The organism is Pedobacter cryoconitis, from assembly GCF_003259615.1.
GTDB classification, from domain to species: Bacteria; Bacteroidota; Bacteroidia; order Sphingobacteriales; family Sphingobacteriaceae; genus Pedobacter; species Pedobacter cryoconitis.
The window spans coordinates 79210-96287 of sequence record NZ_QLLR01000003.1 but is presented as its reverse complement, the minus strand read 5'-3'; the positions used below and the strand labels follow the sequence as shown (position 1 = coordinate 96287).

The following is a 17078-nucleotide window of genomic DNA, read 5'->3' as shown; positions in this document are numbered from 1 at the left end:
GTTTCATTGCACAGCAAAAATACGAATAAGACGAAGCTAAACGGCTTATATTAACATTATTTAACTACTACCAGCTTCTGTCCTATTTTTACACCTTCGTCCGAAAGACCATTCAGAGACTTTAATTCGTCCACAGTCATGTTATACCTTTTGGAAATGTTATAAAGTGTATCTCCTTTCTGAACGGTGTAATTAGGGTCTGTCGTGTTGATAATCTGTTTAGGGGCAGTTATTTCTACCGGTGCAAACTTCTTCGTTTCCTTAGGGATATTTGCGTTGATTTCCGTAAACACACGGTCTTCACGTTTTATTTTATCCGGTTCAGACTCCGACTGGTCATACTGGTGCAAATTGTATTTCTCAATCGTATTGATCAGCATATCCGGATATTTTGGATTGGTTGCATAACCAGCTTGTTTCAACCCTTTTGCCCAGTTTTTGTAATCATTTTTATCCAGCTCAAACAAAGGAGCATAACGTTTTCTCTTTAAAAACTCAGAGTGATCTTTATAAGACTCCCTGGCATCTTTATAAACCCGAAAACAATCATTACGCTGGTCATCATCTTTATAATAGGCCTTCCCCTTCCACTCTGCCGTACATTTAACCCCAAAATGATTATTGGCATATTTCGCCAGACTGCTATTTCCGCTGCCAGACTCAATAATGCCCTGTGCCAGGGTAATACTTGCAGGAATTCCGTAAGTATTCATTTCTTCAATGGCTACACCCTTAAAAGCTTCGATATAGCTCAGCGTATTGTAATCAGTATAATTCGGATTCGCTTTATTGGCAGCTTTTTCAATCTGCACATTGTTCCGGTGATACTTTCTCGATTTACACGAGGATAAGAAAACGATCGCTACAGCGAAGAGTAAGAAGGTCTGTTTCATTAAAGCTTGATTTTTTGTCCAGGTTTAAGTGCCGACTTCTTTAATCCATTTTTACGCATCAGCGATAGGGAAGAAGTACCATGTGATTCCGCAATTTTATTCAGGTTGTCCCCTTTTCTAACGGTATAAAATTTAACAGATGAACGATGTTTCTTAGCTTTATAACTACGGCTATGATGCTTTTTGATACTTACGGGCGCAATTTTTACTGGTTCTGCATAGTCATCAGGCCTTTCATCATATCGATACAATTCGTATTTATTGATAATTGCGATGACCTGTTTAGCCCAGGTTCTGCTGCTGGCATAACCGCCCCGCTGAATCCCTCTTGCCCAGGCTGCATAATCATATTGATCACACTCATCGAACAATTTACTGAAAGAAGATCTGTTTTGTAATACCTCGACGAAATTATCATAAGATTCATCCGCGCTTTCGAAATCACGGTAAGAAGAATTGATTTCAGCGTTACTGTTTGACCCTTTGATGCCGAAATGATTGTTCAGATGGCGGGCGACTTTACTTTTACCAGCTGCGGATTCATGAATGGCGACCGCAAGAATTACACTTGCCGGTACATCATATGCTCTCATTAATTCTTGTGCGTGATCTGTGTGTTCCTCAACGTACTGGGTAACAGTCTGGCTTTGGGCAGCTGAGCCCAGTAAAATTAGTGCCAGCCAAATCAGCATTAGTTTTTTTGTTATCATATTTTATTTTTTTCTGATGATAAACAAGCCATCCCTGACGGGCAAGATTAATTTCTCAACCCTGTCATCCCCAGCAACTTTATCATTAAAAGTACTAATATTAATGGTATCTCTGTCTTGTTGGAGTGTTAGTACTTTTCCACTCCACAATACATTATCAACAATGATTAACCCACCCGGTCTTACGCTATCAAAGATCAGATCGTAATAGGTACCATTGTTTTTCTTATCCGCATCAATAAAAACAAGATCGAAAGTCTCGTTTAAATCATTGATGGTCTGGGTGGCATCACCCATGATATATTTTATTTGTGAATTATAAGGTGAAACGGCGAAATAACCACGGACGCGGTCTTCGAGTTCCATATTTTTATCTAAAGTATAAATGATCCCGTCCCGGGCAAGGCCTTCTGCCATACACAAAGTAGCATAGCCGGTAAAGGTGCCGATTTCCAGAATACGTTTAGGGGTAATCAACTTACTGAGCATGCTTAAAACACGGCCCTGATAATGGCCTGAAAGCATTCTTGGCATTAAAACCTTCAGATTGGTTTCCCGGTCAATCCGCTGTAACAATTCGGATTCCGGTTCGCAGAAATTCAGTAATAAAAGTTGTAAGTCTTCTTTAATCAGGCTCATGTGATGTTCTATAAACGGTGTTCTTCCATGAAATATTGTAAAATAATTGTTGCAGCGATCGTATCTACCCGTTCTTTATTCCGGCGATCCTGTTTTTTCAGGCCACTTTGCATGATAGTCTGATGTGCCAGTTTAGACGTGAAACGCTCATCAATCCAATGTTGAGGGATCTCGGGAAAGTTCTTTTTCAAGGTCGTAGAAAAGCCTTTCACATGCTGTGCAGACTCAGATGGAGTGCCATCCATTTGTTTAGGCTCTCCGATTACGAAAGCTTCCACCTGTTCAGTCAGCAGATATTTTTTCAAATATTCGACAATATCTTTTGGGTGTATGGTATCCAGTCCTGTAGCAATAATTTGCAGTGGATCTGTAACGGCAATGCCGATACGTTTGGTACCATAATCAAATGCGATAATACGGGACATAGCTGCAAAGATTGTTATAAATTTACTATTTTGCACCAAATGCAGTTTAAAGAGATCGTTGGACAAGAGGAAATAAAGCGTCAGCTGATACAGACAGTTGTGGAAAACAGGGTGAGTCATGCCCAGTTATTTCTCTCTGCAGAAGGGACGGGGGCTTTGCCTCTTGCTATTGCTTACGCACAGTATATCAATTGTTTAGATAAATCTGATACTGATAGTTGCGGTGTTTGTTCTTCTTGCCGGAAGTACGAAAGATATATCCATCCTGATTTACATTTCTCTTATCCATTTTTTGCATCGAAAGATGTTAAAATTGCTGTCGATGTACTGGAAGAATGGCGAACGATGCTTTTGGCAGACCCTTATGTTGACCTTGACATCTGGCGATTACAATTAAGTGCTGAAAATAAACAGGCCAATATCAATATCGCTGAATGCCATGACATCATCAAGAAATTAAGTTATAAAGCTTTTGAAGCAGAAACGAAGGTGCTGATTATGTGGTTGCCTGAATATCTGGAAAAAGAAGGAAACTCTTTGTTGAAAATTATTGAAGAGCCACCTGCAAATACTTTATTCCTGCTGGTGGCAACCAATCAGGAACATATCCTTTCTACGCTGTTATCGCGGACACAAATTGTCAAAATACCGAAGCTTCCTTTTGAAACTGTTCAAAATTATCTGACCAGCAATCACAATCTGTCGGAAGAACAGGCAGCGACCTATAGTTTTCTGGCAGACGGCAATTTAATTGAGGCCAAACTGCAGGCCGCGCAGGCACACAATGATAATGCAGAGGTTTTTGCAGAGTGGCTGAGGATGGGTTATGGGAACCGGGTACTTGATCTGGTCAATTTTGTAGATCAGGCGGCAAGCTGGGGAAGAGAAAATCAAAAGAATTTTTTAAAGTACGGAATCAGCTTTTTAAGAGAGTGCAGTTTACTGATGAGCGGAGCAGATAGTTTAGTGAAATTGCCTGCCAGAACGCTTGAGACTGCACAAAAACTAAGCAAACACGTACTGGATCTGAATATGGCTTCTGCAATTATCACGGAGCTGGAGCAAGCACATTACCATATAGAACGTAACGCTAATCCTAAAATACTATTTTTAGATGTATCTTTACAATTGGTAAAAATAATCAAGTTTAAAACGCTCCCGAAAGGGACTCAACATATATACAATTAGTTATGGGATGTGGAAGTTGTTCTACAGGTGGCGGTTGCGCCCCCTCAGGCTGCAAAAGTAATGGCTCATGCCTTACTGGAGGTTGTCAGAAAATGGAAGTTTACGATTGGCTGTCTAATTTGGACATGCCTTCTAATTATAAGCCTTTCGAGGTTATAGAGGTTAAATTCAAAGGTGCGAGAAAGGAATTTTATCTGAATACTGATAATATTTATCTGGAAATCGGGGAACTGATTGCGGTAGAAGGTTCTACTGGCGGATATGATATTGGCCACGTCTCTTTAACAGGAGAACTGGTGCGTATGCAGATGAAACGCCGTAAAACACCAATGGATCAGGTGACCCGCAAAGTCTATAGAAAAGCTACTGAAGCTGATGTAGACAAATGGAAACTGGCTAAGGATCTGGAGTGGGAAACCATGCACAAGGCCCGTACGCTGGCTCTTGACCTGCGTCTTTCGATGAAAATCAGTGACGTAGACTATCAGGGAGATAAAACCAAAGCGACTTTCTTCTATACTGCCGAAGGGCGGGTGGATTTCAGGGAGCTGATCAAGAAAATGGCTGAAACTTTCCGCATCAGAATTGAAATGAGGCAAATCGGAATGCGTCAGGAAGCTGGAAGATTAGGGGGAATAGGGTCTTGCGGACGTGAATTATGCTGCTCTACCTGGTTAACTAACTTCAAAACAGTTTCTACTGCAGCAGCAAGATACCAGAACCTTTCTTTGAACACTTTAAAACTTGCCGGACAATGTGGTAAGCTGAAATGCTGTTTAAACTATGAACTGGATACTTATCTTGATGCTTTAAAGGATATTCCGGATCGTGTAGAAAGCCTTCAGACTGAAATAGGGACAGCACGTCACCAAAAAACAGATATTTTTAAGAAATTAATGTGGTTCAGTTATCCAAATCAGGAAGACTGGATTCCGTTAAAAGTGGACCGTGTGAAAGAAATCATGGCCATGAATAAAAAAGGTCAGAAACCAGTTAATCTAAAAGATGAAGCTGTAGAATTGGCAACCACAGTTTTTGTGGAGAAAATCCCTGATTATGAAAATGTTGTTGGTCAGGATAGTTTAACCCGTCTGGACGATAAACCAAGGAATAAAAATACAAAGAATAACAGAAATAAAACGAATGCGCCTAACAGGTCTGAACGTGGTGTAAAACCGGGACAGCCTGCAGTAAAAGCGGGGCAACCAGCCGTAAAACCGGGACAACCAAATGCAAAAGGAGGCCAGCCAGGGGTGAAACCAGGTCAGCCAGCTCAAAAGGCAGCTCAAACTAACCAGAAATCTGCTGAAAACAGAAGGAATCCAGAAGTGAAAAAGGCAACTGAGGCGGTTAAAACAGAAGATGGGGAAGTTGTTAAGGCCCCTTCTGCCAGCAGAAACAACAGGTCGAGGAATAACCGCAGACGTAACAAACCAACGGATAAGCCAAAGAATGAAGAGAATTAAGATTTTTGTATTGTTATTTTCCGGTGTACTGGCAACAGGAATGCTGGGATGTAATACAAATAACCTGATTGATACAAACGAGGAAATGCCCCAGCGCAACTGGAGCTATGTGAATAAGATTAAGGGCACTGCAGAGATCAAAGATCCTGCAATGCCTGTATCTCTGCACTTCAAGCTTAGACATACTGCTAATTACAGGTATTCTAATATTTATATTTTAATGCACCTGAGTGGCCCTGGTTTACCTAAAATCACCAGGCGTTATGAATATAAACTGGCAGAGTCTGACGGTCAGTGGATGGGCAAAGGTTCAGGAAACCTATATACTTCTGTTCTTCCGTTACTGACTAATTATCATTTTCCGCAAGCAGGAAAGTATACTATTGAAATTGAACAGAATATGCGCGATAATCCTTTAAAGGAAATCAGCGATGCAGGAATTACCGTTTCCGGGGTTCCAGTAAAATAAAAACATATTATTGCTATTTATTAAAAAATCCGGCTGTTTACAGAACCGGATTTTTTTGATTTTATCTGAAGTTAAAAGACAACCTAGCCGCAACCTCTATAAAATTCTTGTTTTATAAGACTGGCAATAATTGCTCTAAAGCCATACCTCTTGAACCTTTTAATAAAACAAGACTATTTGTTATTGGATTCTCTTTCAACCAGGCTTCAGCTTCCTTCGGGGTGTTAAAAAATAACCCTTTAAAAACATCTTTTAACGCATAAAAATGCTTGCCGATTAAAATGACGGTATCTAACCCTGATTTTTCTGCTAAAGCAGCTATCAAATGATGTTGCTGCTCAGTTTCCGGGCCCAGTTCAAACATATCACCGATAATAGCAACTTTATTTTTGGCCTCCAGAATAGAAATATTGCCCAGTGCTGCAGTCATGCTGCTTGGATTAGCATTATAAAAGTCACAAATGACAGTATTGGTTGCAGTGTTAGTCAATTGTGAACGGTTATTATTCGGAAAGTATGCTGTTAAGCCTTTATTAACCTGATCGGGACTAAGCTCAAAGAAAGAAGCGATGCAAATTGCAGCCAGGATGTTTTCGAAATTATAGGCCCCTGTCAGGTTTGCCTTAACTTTAAAAGCTTCCGCCTGTTTTTTCCAGCTCAGTTCAATCAGCGGATCTGATTTTAAAAGCTGGCCGGTCACAGAATTCTCCCCTTCGGTTCCATAATAAACCAGGTGAGTTAATCCGGCAACACCGCTCATTTCCATAATGTATGGATTGTCTCTATTGATAAAGGCTGTACCGTCCGTATTTTTGAGATAAGTGAATAACTCAGCTTTTCCTTTTTTTACTCCTTCAAAACCTCCAAACCCATCCAAATGTGCCATTCCAATATTGGTAATCATCCCATGAGTAGGTTGTGCAATAGTGCATAGAAATTCAATCTCTTTTTGGTGGTTAGCACCCATTTCGATTACTGCTATTTCTATACCAGGAGCAATGGCTAAAATTGATAAAGGAACACCAATATGATTGTTCAGGTTGCCTTTTGTCGCAAAGGTTTTATATTTTTCACTAAGCACTGCATTGATCAGTTCTTTAGTTGTTGTTTTTCCATTACTTCCTGTAAGGCCAACAATAGGGATGTGAAGTTGTTTACGGTGGCGACGGGCTAAATCCTGCAAAGCAGTTAAGACATCCTCAACCAATAGGCAAGAATCATTAATCCTGTATTCCTCATTGTCTATAACTGCATAGGCAGCACCTTGTTTTAGCGCTTCTGCAGCAAATGTATTGGCATCGAAGTTTTCTCCTTTCAGTGCGAAGAATAAACAGCCTGCACTAATACTCCTGGTGTCAGTACAAATAACCGGGTTTGACAGGTAATGCTTATAAATAGATTCAATTTGGGACATGGCGTAGGTTGTAGTAGTAATCGTTGGTAAAATTACATTATGGATTACAAACAAAAAATATTCTTTAGTACTTTGGTGTTAAGAAATCGTTTAAATTTAAACAATGTCTAAATTAACTTATTATTAAGAACCTGTATAAACCAGCCTGATGAAGAAAATTACGCTCTTATTTTTATCGTTATTTATCTGCTTTACGGCTGTTCAGGCACAGCTAAAATCTCCGGACGAATTTTTAGGCTATCCATTAGGCACAAGGTTTACGCCGCATCATCAAATCCTGGCTTATTTTAAATATCTGTCCACAGCAGATAATAATATCAAACTGATCAATTATGGGAAAACATATGAGCACCGTGAGCTACTGGTGGCTGTAGTCTCCTCAAAAGAGAATATGAGTAACCTGGAGCAGCTTAGAAAGAATAATTTAAGTTTGAGTAAGGCAGAAGGCGGGCAGCTCAATCTCAATAAACAGCCTGCTATTTTATGGTTAAGTTATAATGTTCATGGAAATGAAGCCAGTTCATCAGAAACAGCTATGAAAATGCTGTACACTTTAGCTGAAGGCGTAAACCGGCAAACAAAAGACTGGCTCAAAAATACCATCGTTATTATTGATCCTTGTTTGAATCCTGACGGAAGAGAAAGGTATATTAATTATTATACAGGGGTAGCAGGTCTTGTTTCTGACGCAAACCCCTTTTCCCGAGAACATATTGAGCCCTGGCCAGGAGGCCGCCCTAATCATTATTACTTTGATCTTAACCGTGATTGGGCCTGGCAATCACAGGTAGAAACACAACAGCGACAGGTTTTATACCATCAATGGATGCCTGAGGTACATATAGACTTTCATGAACAAAGCTATAATGAACCCTACTATTTTGCGCCTGCCGCTGAGCCGGTACATCAGGATATAACGGCTTTTCAGCGTGAATTCCAGGTAATAGCCGGGAAGAATAATGCCAGATATTTCGATAAAAATGGGTGGCAATATTTTACAAAAGAACGATTCGATCTATTATACCCTTCTTATGGAGATACTTATCCTTTATATAATGGCGCGATTGGAATGACTTACGAGCAAGGTGGAATTGGCGCAGGTTTAGCTGTTGTGACTGCCAGCGGTGATTCTTTAACTTTAAAGGACAGGATTAATCATCACCTGACAACGGGGCTGGCTACGTTAGAAACGGTATCTGATAATGCCTATAAGCTTGTTGCAGAGTTTAAAAAATATTTTACGCAGGCCGTTTCTTATCCTCCGGGGATTTATAAAACCTATGTGGTAAAAGCTGATAACCAAAGTAGAATGAAAAAAATGGCTGCTTTGTTAACAAAGAACAATATCAAATATGCCTATGGCGGGGATAAAACAATAGCAGGCTTTAATTTCGGGACAAAAAAGACGGCACTTTTCAGAATGGGGAGGAATGACATGGTGATCAGCCTTAAACAGCCCGCTTCTGTTCTTGCTAACGTACTCTTTGAACCTCAGACAATGGTGACAGATTCAAATACTTACGATATTACCGCCTGGGCATTACCTTATGCTTATGGCCTGAATGCTTTTGCATGTAAAGAGGTCTTTGCCGGTGAATTCCCGGAGCCCGAACCCAGAAAAGATAGCGCACTGTTGTTAGCAAAACCATATGGATGGGTTTTATCCTGGGACGCAGTTGACGATGCTCAGATTTTAATTGCGCTGCACCGGGCAAATATTAAGGTACGCATCGCTGAACAAGCTTTTACTGTCGGTGGAAAGATTCGTCAGGCTGGATCATTATTAATTTACAGGGCTGAGAATGAGAAACTCAATAAGTTTATTGAAGCGGATATTGTTATGCTTTCTAAAAAATACAAGAAACCTTTCTTTGCTATTGCCGGCAGTTACGTAGAGAAAGGAAAGGATTTAGGCTCTTCTGCTTACCCGTTACTTCCGGTACCTAAAGTTGCGATGGTTGCTGGTCACGATGTTTCTGCACAGAGTGTGGGAGAAGTCTGGCACTTTTTTGAACAGGAACTGAGCTATCCGTTGAATATTATCTCAGAACAAAGTATTGGAGGCTTGAACCTGGCCACAACCAATGTTCTGATTTTGCCTGACGGTGCTTATATGCGCAGGAATATGGAAAAATTGGAGGATTGGATTAATCTTGGTGGTAAAGTAATTCTGCTGGAAGATGCAATTTCAAGTGTAGCGGGAATTAAGCCATTTGAAATCAGAAAGAAGGAATTTCCGGCCGTTATAGCAAAGGAAGGTTTTTTTCGTAGTTATAAAGAGAAGGACAGGGATAATACGGCAGATGCTATTCCCGGAGCTATTTATAAAGTTACCCTGGATAAGAGTCATCCCTTTTCTATTGGTTTGGGGGATGTTTATTATACTTTAAAAACGGATGACAAAATTTACGAGCCTTTACAAAAAGGATGGAATGTAGGTGTGTTGAAGCAGAATGCTTACGTCACTGGAATTGCTGGTAAAAATGTACAGGAAAAACTAACAGAGGGGATGCTGTTTGGAGTTCAGCCATCGGGCAAAGGAAATATTGTATATCTCTGCGGGAATTTATTGTTCCGTTCGTTTTGGGAAAGTGGCAAGCAACTTTTTGTAAATACTATTTTCCTTGTTTTTTAAATAGAGGATGGTCCTATAAGGATAGAGGTTAAATTGTTTTCTTTATGTCATATTTTTAATTACTTCTGATAATAAAAATCGGGTTAAGGTTTAAAAAGCAAACTTAAATTATTGCCGCTATGAAATGTTTGGCTAATGTTGCTGTTAAGCCCCCTTTTTTTTATTCAAAATATTGATGAAGGTGCAGGTTTATTGCATTATACAGTTTGAAAACATAACGTTTCTACCAGGTATGATTAGTTTCTTCTCAGCTTATTTCCCGGTGACAATTCGCGTTTAATGAACATTAAAACGATTAATATGAAATTTCAGGGATCAGCGCTATTTAGGAGAGCTGCCAGGTTAATAACCGCAGATTAAGGCGATGATTGTTTTTCCTTATATTATATAGTTTTCACCATAGTGTAATAATTCATGCTGAAAATTCGATCTTCTCTTTCGAATTATTGTTAAATTTCAGGTTTATAAAGTGCCGGTTTTGCTGCTGATATAACCTTTTACCCTATCTAATGCGGGTTTATGATTTTTATGTTACAACACACGAAAAAGAAGTAAAAAAATAATAATAATAGTTTTTTAGTTTATCTTAGATCCTAATTAACTTATTAACAACCTAGACAAATATTTTTTATGAAAAAACTTATACTAAGTTTATTCTTGTTCCTATGCGTTGCAGTAGCTGCTATGGCTCAGGACAGAACAATAACTGGTACTGTGACAGGAAAGGATGACGGGCAGCCTATTCCTGGTGTCAGTGTAAAAATCAGAGGAGCTCAGGGAGGAGCACAATCTGGATCTGACGGAAAGTACGCGATCAAAGTTCCAGCAGGAGCTACAGGCCTTGAATTCAGTTCACTAGGATATCTTAACCAATCTGTTGAAATTAAAGCAGGTAATGTAATTAGTGTCAGCCTTGCTGCTGATACGAAATCATTAAGTGAAGTTGTAGTTACAGCAAATTCGATCAAGAGAGAAAAGAGAACATTAGGTTATTCTGCGCCAACTATTAAAAACGATGAATTGACATCGGGCGGGAACCCAAGTGCAATTACATCTTTAACTGGTAAAGTAGCTGGGGTAAACATTACTTCGAGTTCAAATACTCCTGGTAGTTCATCCCGTATCGTTCTTCGTGGTGGATCTTCCATCAATGGAAATAACCAGGCACTGATTGTTATTGATGGTGTACCTGTCGATAACTCCAGTATTACTGGTGGTAGTAAAGCTGGTAGCGGTGATGACAGATCAAGTGTTGACTTTGGTAACAGAGGAAATGATATTGCTCCTGATGACATCGCTTCGGTAACCGTATTAAAAGGACCGGCTGCGGCAGCTCTTTACGGATCACGTGCATCTAACGGTGCTTTGATTATTACTACAAAAAGTGGTACTAAAGGTGCTGATAAAACTTCTATTACTTTTAACACTTCCAACACCTTCTCTTCAATTTTAAAATTGCCTAAATTCCAAAATCAATATGGACAAGGTTATTATGCAGTTGGTGATGATGGTGAACCTGAGGTTATTAATGGTGTTCAGCAATATGTGAATGATCCAAGAGAAAATGGTAGCTGGGGAGCTCCTTTTACAGGAGTTGTACAGCCTTGGGGACAAGAGATTGACGGTGTTCGTCAACAAAAACCTTATTCAGCAGTTAAAGATAATGTTAGAGACTTCTTTAAAACGGGATTTGCAACAGATAATAACCTTAGTTTCTCTGGTGGTTCTGATAAATCTACTTTTTATTTAGGTTTAAATGCCCTGAATTCTAACGGAGTTTTCCCTGGAAAAAGTAATGAGTATAATAAATATGGAGTAAGATTTAATGGTAATACTGACTTCAGTAATAAATTTTCAGCAGGTGTTAACTTCAATTATACTAATGTAGCCAGTACCAATGTTGGTGGTGGACAAGGTAATTCTTCAGTATTAAATAACGTATATCAAACGCCCAGAGATATTGATTTGAGTAGCTTGAAAGATTTGAGTAACAAATACAATGGTTATGGTTATACAGGTGCTGATGGAGTAATTCATGATGATCTTTATGGTTATTATGGTACTTATACTCAGAACCCATACTATGTATTGCAAAATTTCCAGAATACTGATAACATCAGTCGTGTAACTGGAAATTTCAATATTGGTTACAAACCTACAGATTGGTTAGATGTTAAAGAAAGAGTTGGTATTGATACTTATTCAGACCGACGCAGATTGATCACTCCAAAATACAGTTTTAGTCCAGCGGATACCGGTAATATGTATAATCCAAATGGAGATAGACGAACCAGTGCTGGAAATTATGAAATTGACCAATTTAATGTTACTGAGCTGGTACATGATTTAATGGTTACGGCACGTCATAAGTTCAATGATGATTTCGAAGGATCTTTGATGTTGGGTAACAACATTCGCCAAAGATCTGGTACAATCAATCAAACTGCAACAAATGCGGCTTCTGGTTTAGTTGTTCCTGAATGGTATAACTTAGGAAATAGTAATGGTCCTGTTAATATTATATTTGATCAGATCAGCAAAAGGAGATTATTTGGTTTATATGCAGATTTAAACCTTTCCTACAAAAACTTAATTTATTTAGAAGCAACGGCTAGAAATGACTGGTCTTCAACATTGCCTCCACAAAATAATTCATTCTTCTATCCTAGTGTAAGTGGATCATTTGTTTTCTCTGAATTGTTGAAGGGTTCTTCAATCTCTGACTGGTTAACTTATGGTAAAGTTCGTGCAAGTTGGGCTCAGGTTGGTAATGATACCGATCCTTACCAATTGGCTACAAACTATCTTCGTGGAAATGTTACAGGAGGTTTTGGAAGTACAGTTTTCCCTTTCAACAATGTTCCAGGCTTAATGATTGACAATACTATTGGAAATGCTAACCTTAAACCTGAGAAAACGTCATCTTTCGAGGTAGGTACAGAATTGGGTTTCTTCGATAACAGATTTTCTGTAGATTTCAGTTACTATAAAAACAAGTCTAAAAATCAAATTTTACCAGTTCCTATTCCTAATTCAACAGGTTATTCTTTTAGTGTGTTAAATGCTGGAGAAATTCAAAATAATGGTGTTGAATTAAGCTTAAGAGGTACTCCAGTAAAAACTACTGATTTCTCTTGGGAAGTTTACGGAACATTCACTAAAAACAATAGTAAAGTTATCTCACTTTTACCTGGTGTTGATCAGGTTAGTATCGGTGGATTTAGTGGAATGGGTATCGTTGCTGCTGTTGGCAGACCTTACGGTGAATTCTATGGTGTTACTAATCAAACTGATGACCAAGGCAGGACTATTGTAAGTAAATCAAGCGGTTTACCTCTTCAAACTAAGAATGCTCAATATTTAGGTAGCTACAATCCAGACTACCAGGCTTCATTAGGATCAACTTTCAAATACAAACAATTATCATTAAGCGTATTGTTTGATACTAAACAGGGTGGAAAATTCTTCTCGAGAACTAAAGATATCTTAAGTTTCTCAGGAGCTGCTGAGATTACAGGTGGTGACAGAATGAATGTTATCTATCCTAACTCTGTTTATATAGAAAATGGTGCTTCAGTAGTAAATACTACAGCAACTTATAACAAGCAAGATTATTATACTGGTAATGTTGCTCCTGGGGTAAACGTAATCGATGCTTCTTACATTAAGCTTCGTTCTGCAAGCATTGCTTATCAATTTACTAAGGATCAATTAAGACGTAGTCCTTTTGGTGCATTAACTATTGGATTATACGGGAACAACTTATTCTTATGGACAGCTAAAGAAAACGTTTATGCAGATCCTGAGATCAACTCTTCTGGTGCTTCAAATGCACAAGGGTTCGACTTCACTGCACAGCCTTCTGTAAGAAATTATGGTATCAATCTAAAAGTTTCATTTTAAAAATTACTCATTATGAGAGCAAAATATATATTTAATCCTAAGAAGTTATTACTTCTTGTTTTTATTGGCGTGGTAGGTTTATCAGGCTGTAAAAAATTCTTAGACGTTAACCAGGACCCTAATAAGCCAAGTAATGCAGATCCTAACTTACTGTTACCTGTTTCCCAGGCTGGGCTAGGTATGGTTGTTGGAAATTATTTCCAGGTTTATGGTAACATATGGGGTCAATTCTGGACACAAGGCCCTAGTGCAAGTCAGTATAGATCAATTGAACGTTATAATGATCCGAATACAGCATTTGATGGCGTATGGAGCCGTATTTATACGAAAGCTTTAATCAATGCACAATTAATTATTGACAGTAAAGTTGGTGGTCTTGAGCAGACAAAAGGTATCGCTTATTTAACTAAAGCCTATACTTTCCAGGTTGCGACCGATGCGTTTGGTGATATTCCTGTTGGAGATGCGTTACAAACGGTTAATTTGTCACCTAAGTATATTCCTCAGGCTGCTGTTTATGATAGTATTTTCACTTATATTGATAAGGGAATTGCTTTAATTAACGTAGCCAATTCGGTTAAGGCTCCGGGTTCTCAGGATATAGTTTTTCAAGGCGATATGGCACAATGGAAAGCTTTTGCAAATACCCTAAAACTTAAAGCCTATTTAAGATTAACAAATGTAGATCCTGCTAAAGCTAGTGCGGGTATAGCTGCATTATATGCAACCAGCCCAACTTTCCTGACTAAGGATGCGGCAATTAAATATATCTCTACTGGTGGTAATGATAATCCACTGTACAATGAGATCGTTGGATTAGACAGAGCACAGAATCTGGTTGCAAGTGCAACGGCTGTGAATCAGTTTGTTGCCAATTCGGATCCCAGGGTTCTTAAATTTTATGATCCAGTTGGTTCAGATACTAAGATCACAGCTTTAGTACAAGGAACTTTTGCTCAATTCCCAACTGCTGTTGTCTCGACTCCATCTGCTTTAGTAGGTGCAAGTCCAAACAATGCACTTTCAGCTGTGGCTCCTGTTAAATTAATCTCTTCTTCGGAGAGTTATTTCTTACAGGCCGAAGCTGTTGCAAGAGGATGGGCGAATGGTGATGCTAACGCATTGTTTATAAAAGGAATCAGTGAAAGTTTTATTGCAACCGGAATTACTGATCCGACTGCAGCTGCAACTTACACTGCTAATGCAAAAGATGGAATATTAGCTTTAAATGCAGCAGCTTCGCCTGAGGCAAAAGTTAAAGCGATTATCGTACAGAAATATTATGCAATGTGTGGATTCCAGGGGTTTGAGGCATGGTCTGAATACCGTAGAACAGGTTACCCAGACTTCCTGATCATTTCAAAAGCTGCACCTGCAACAACTACTGTACCGCCTAGAAGAATGCTATATCCTAACAGTGAGGCTGTTACTAACTTAAATTATCCTGGTACCATTGCTTTAAATGTTCCGGTTTGGTGGGGTAAAAAGAATTAAATAATTGAAAATACTGCTATAAAAAAAGAGCCTGTATCATAAATCATGATTACAGGCTCTTTTTTGTTTTAAAGAATTTATTTCTTACTGATCTTAAGTAATTTAGAGTAATATTTTTCTATTTTTATTTTATTTAATCACTTGATTTTCATATATTTAAGTGGTTATAATTAGTAAAAAATGGCAGTAAGGAAACCTATTTTCAGACCCTACCATCAGGACCAGCTCATGGCGCTCCCGCCCAATCTTGATGATCTTATACCTGCGGACCATACCGTAAGAATTGTCAATGATGTGATCAATGCAATCAATGTTGAACCTCTTCTGAAAGCCTATCATGTACGTGGCGGTTCTAATTACCACCCCCTTCTACTTTTAAAAGTATTGGTTTATGGCTATGTGACTAATATTTATTCCAGTCGCAAGTTAGCTGAAGCTTGCAGGGAAAGAGTTCCTTTTATGTGGTTGAGTGCGATGAACAAGCCTGATCACAATACCATCAACCGTTTTCGTGGGGTACGTCTTAAGCATGCACTGCGCAGTGTCTTTGAAGAAGTTGTTAAGCTTCTGGCCAAAGAAGAGCTGCTGAGTATTGACCAGGTTTATACCGATGGGACCAAGATTGAGGCCAATGCCAATAAGTACACTTTTGTCTGGAAGAAATCAATCCAGACCAACAAAGAAAAGATGAAAAAGCAGTTGGCTGAGATCTGGGATTATGCACAAAGTGTTGCCGCTGATGAAGACCTGATGCCTGAGCCACCCAGCGCAACCACAATCAATAAGGAAAGCGTAAAAGCTACTGTTGAAAAACTCAATAAAGTTCTGGCTGAGAATGATCAGGCTGACAAAAAGATAAAAGCAAAGCTCAGATACATTAATCAGCACTTCCCAATAAATATTGCAAAATATGAGCAGCAGGAGGTTATCCTTGGAGAAAGAAACAGCTATAGCAAAACCGATACTGATGCTACATTTATGAGAATGAAGGAGGATCATATGCTAAATGGCCAACTCAAACCGGGATATAATATTCAGCTATCTACTTCTAACCAGTTCATTGTAAATTACACCGTCCACCCCAACCCGACAGATACCACTACGTTAAAAACACATCTGGAGCAACATGAAAGCAGCTTTGGCAAAGTGCCCCAAACCCTTACTGCAGATGCCGGATACGGATCAGAAGAGAATTATACGCTTCTTGAAGCAAAGCAAATGGAAGCTTATGTAAAATATAACATGTTTGACAAGGGGCAAAATGATATGTATAACAAGAAATATCCCTTTGCCGCCGATAAGTTGTTTTACAATGACCAGCTGGACGTTTATATCTGCCCGATGGGACAACAGATGCATTACATCGGTGAAACCACTAAAGAAACCACAACCGGGTTCAAGCAGATCTACAGAAGCTACCAGGCTAAAAACTGCAGTAACTGTCCTTTAAATGGCATCTGCCATAAATCAAAAACCAACCGCATCATTGAGATCAATGTTAACCTGAAAAGGTTAAAACAAAAGGCACATGAACTATTAAATACTGAAGAAGGAATAAGACATCGAAAAAAGCGATGCTTCGATGTTGAGCCGGTCTTCGCAAATATTAAACAAAACCATGGGTTCCGTCGCTTCATGCTCCGGGGAAAAGAAAAAGTAGAAATAGAATGGGGATTATTAACTATCGCACAGAACTTAAGGAAAAAAGCAGCCTAAAAAAGGTTTTTTTTTGCTGTTTCTTAAAGAAATAACCATTAGGAAACACAAAAATCCAAAATCATGCAGCTATAAAATACTGAACACAAAAAAAAGAGATTGATCATCTTTTTATCAATGATACAA

Annotated in this window: 12 protein-coding genes; 7 read left to right on the top strand and 5 right to left on the bottom strand. The window is 38.9% G+C overall.

Annotated features, from left to right (window positions below; translation table 11 throughout):
- Positions 1–56: 56 nt before the first annotated feature.
- The 4 genes from LY11_RS05475 to ruvX are packed head-to-tail and all read right to left on the bottom strand — an operon-like array spanning position 57 to position 2667.
- Positions 57–893 (bottom strand): glucosaminidase domain-containing protein, encoded by an 837-nt coding sequence (locus LY11_RS05475; protein WP_111632732.1) that lies wholly within the window; start codon positions 891–893, stop codon positions 57–59.
- On the bottom strand, positions 893–1603 hold the full coding sequence (locus LY11_RS05470; protein ID WP_245952618.1) for a glucosaminidase domain-containing protein: 711 nt from the start codon (positions 1601–1603) through the stop codon (positions 893–895). The genes LY11_RS05475 and LY11_RS05470 overlap by 1 nt, the downstream gene beginning before the upstream one ends.
- Positions 1604–1606: 3 nt before the next feature.
- Entirely contained in the window at positions 1607–2242 is a 636-nt protein-coding gene (locus tag LY11_RS05465; RefSeq protein ID WP_111632731.1) for an O-methyltransferase, read from the bottom strand.
- An 8-nt stretch (positions 2243–2250) separates the two neighbouring features.
- Positions 2251–2667, bottom strand: a complete 417-nt coding sequence (gene ruvX, locus LY11_RS05460) for a Holliday junction resolvase RuvX (protein WP_111632730.1) — start codon at positions 2665–2667, stop codon at positions 2251–2253.
- Between the two features lie 39 nt (positions 2668–2706).
- Here ruvX and LY11_RS05455 point away from each other — a divergent pair, with 39 nt between their 5' ends.
- From LY11_RS05455 to LY11_RS05445, 3 genes are read left to right on the top strand one after another with little or no spacing between them, the layout of a single operon-like run.
- The gene (locus LY11_RS05455) at positions 2707–3855 is read left to right on the top strand and encodes a DNA polymerase III subunit (protein ID WP_111632729.1); all 1149 of its coding nucleotides are present in this window, start codon (positions 2707–2709) and stop codon (positions 3853–3855) included.
- A 2-nt stretch (positions 3856–3857) separates the two neighbouring features.
- Positions 3858–5321 carry a PSP1 domain-containing protein gene (locus LY11_RS05450; RefSeq protein WP_111632728.1) on the top strand — a complete coding sequence of 488 codons (1464 nt, stop codon included), beginning with the start codon at positions 3858–3860 and terminating at the stop codon, positions 5319–5321.
- Positions 5308–5790: a gliding motility lipoprotein GldH gene (locus tag LY11_RS05445; RefSeq protein ID WP_111632727.1), complete on the top strand. Its 483-nt coding sequence runs from the start codon at positions 5308–5310 to the stop codon at positions 5788–5790. Before LY11_RS05450 ends, LY11_RS05445 begins: the two co-directional genes overlap by 14 nt.
- A gap of 112 nt (positions 5791–5902) precedes the next feature.
- Here LY11_RS05445 and LY11_RS05440 read toward each other — a convergent pair whose 3' ends face one another.
- Entirely contained in the window at positions 5903–7204 is a 1302-nt protein-coding gene (locus tag LY11_RS05440) for a UDP-N-acetylmuramoyl-tripeptide--D-alanyl-D-alanine ligase (protein WP_111632726.1), read from the bottom strand.
- Positions 7205–7352: 148 nt separating this feature from the next.
- Here LY11_RS05440 and LY11_RS05435 point away from each other — a divergent pair, with 148 nt between their 5' ends.
- The 4 genes from LY11_RS05435 (at position 7353) to LY11_RS05420 (ending at position 16952) form a co-directional block, all read left to right on the top strand.
- A complete protein-coding gene (locus LY11_RS05435; protein ID WP_111632725.1) occupies positions 7353–9839 on the top strand; it encodes a M14 metallopeptidase family protein in 2487 nt (828 codons plus the stop codon).
- A gap of 630 nt (positions 9840–10469) precedes the next feature.
- Complete coding sequence (locus tag LY11_RS05430; RefSeq protein WP_111632724.1) at positions 10470–13742, top strand: SusC/RagA family TonB-linked outer membrane protein; 3273 nt, start codon at positions 10470–10472, stop codon at positions 13740–13742.
- A 12-nt stretch (positions 13743–13754) separates the two neighbouring features.
- Entirely contained in the window at positions 13755–15236 is a 1482-nt protein-coding gene (locus LY11_RS05425) for a SusD/RagB family nutrient-binding outer membrane lipoprotein (RefSeq protein WP_111632723.1), read from the top strand.
- Between the two features lie 180 nt (positions 15237–15416).
- Positions 15417–16952 carry an IS1182 family transposase gene (locus LY11_RS05420; protein ID WP_111632722.1) on the top strand — a complete coding sequence of 512 codons (1536 nt, stop codon included), beginning with the start codon at positions 15417–15419 and terminating at the stop codon, positions 16950–16952.
- The last annotated feature ends 126 nt before the right edge of the window (positions 16953–17078 follow it).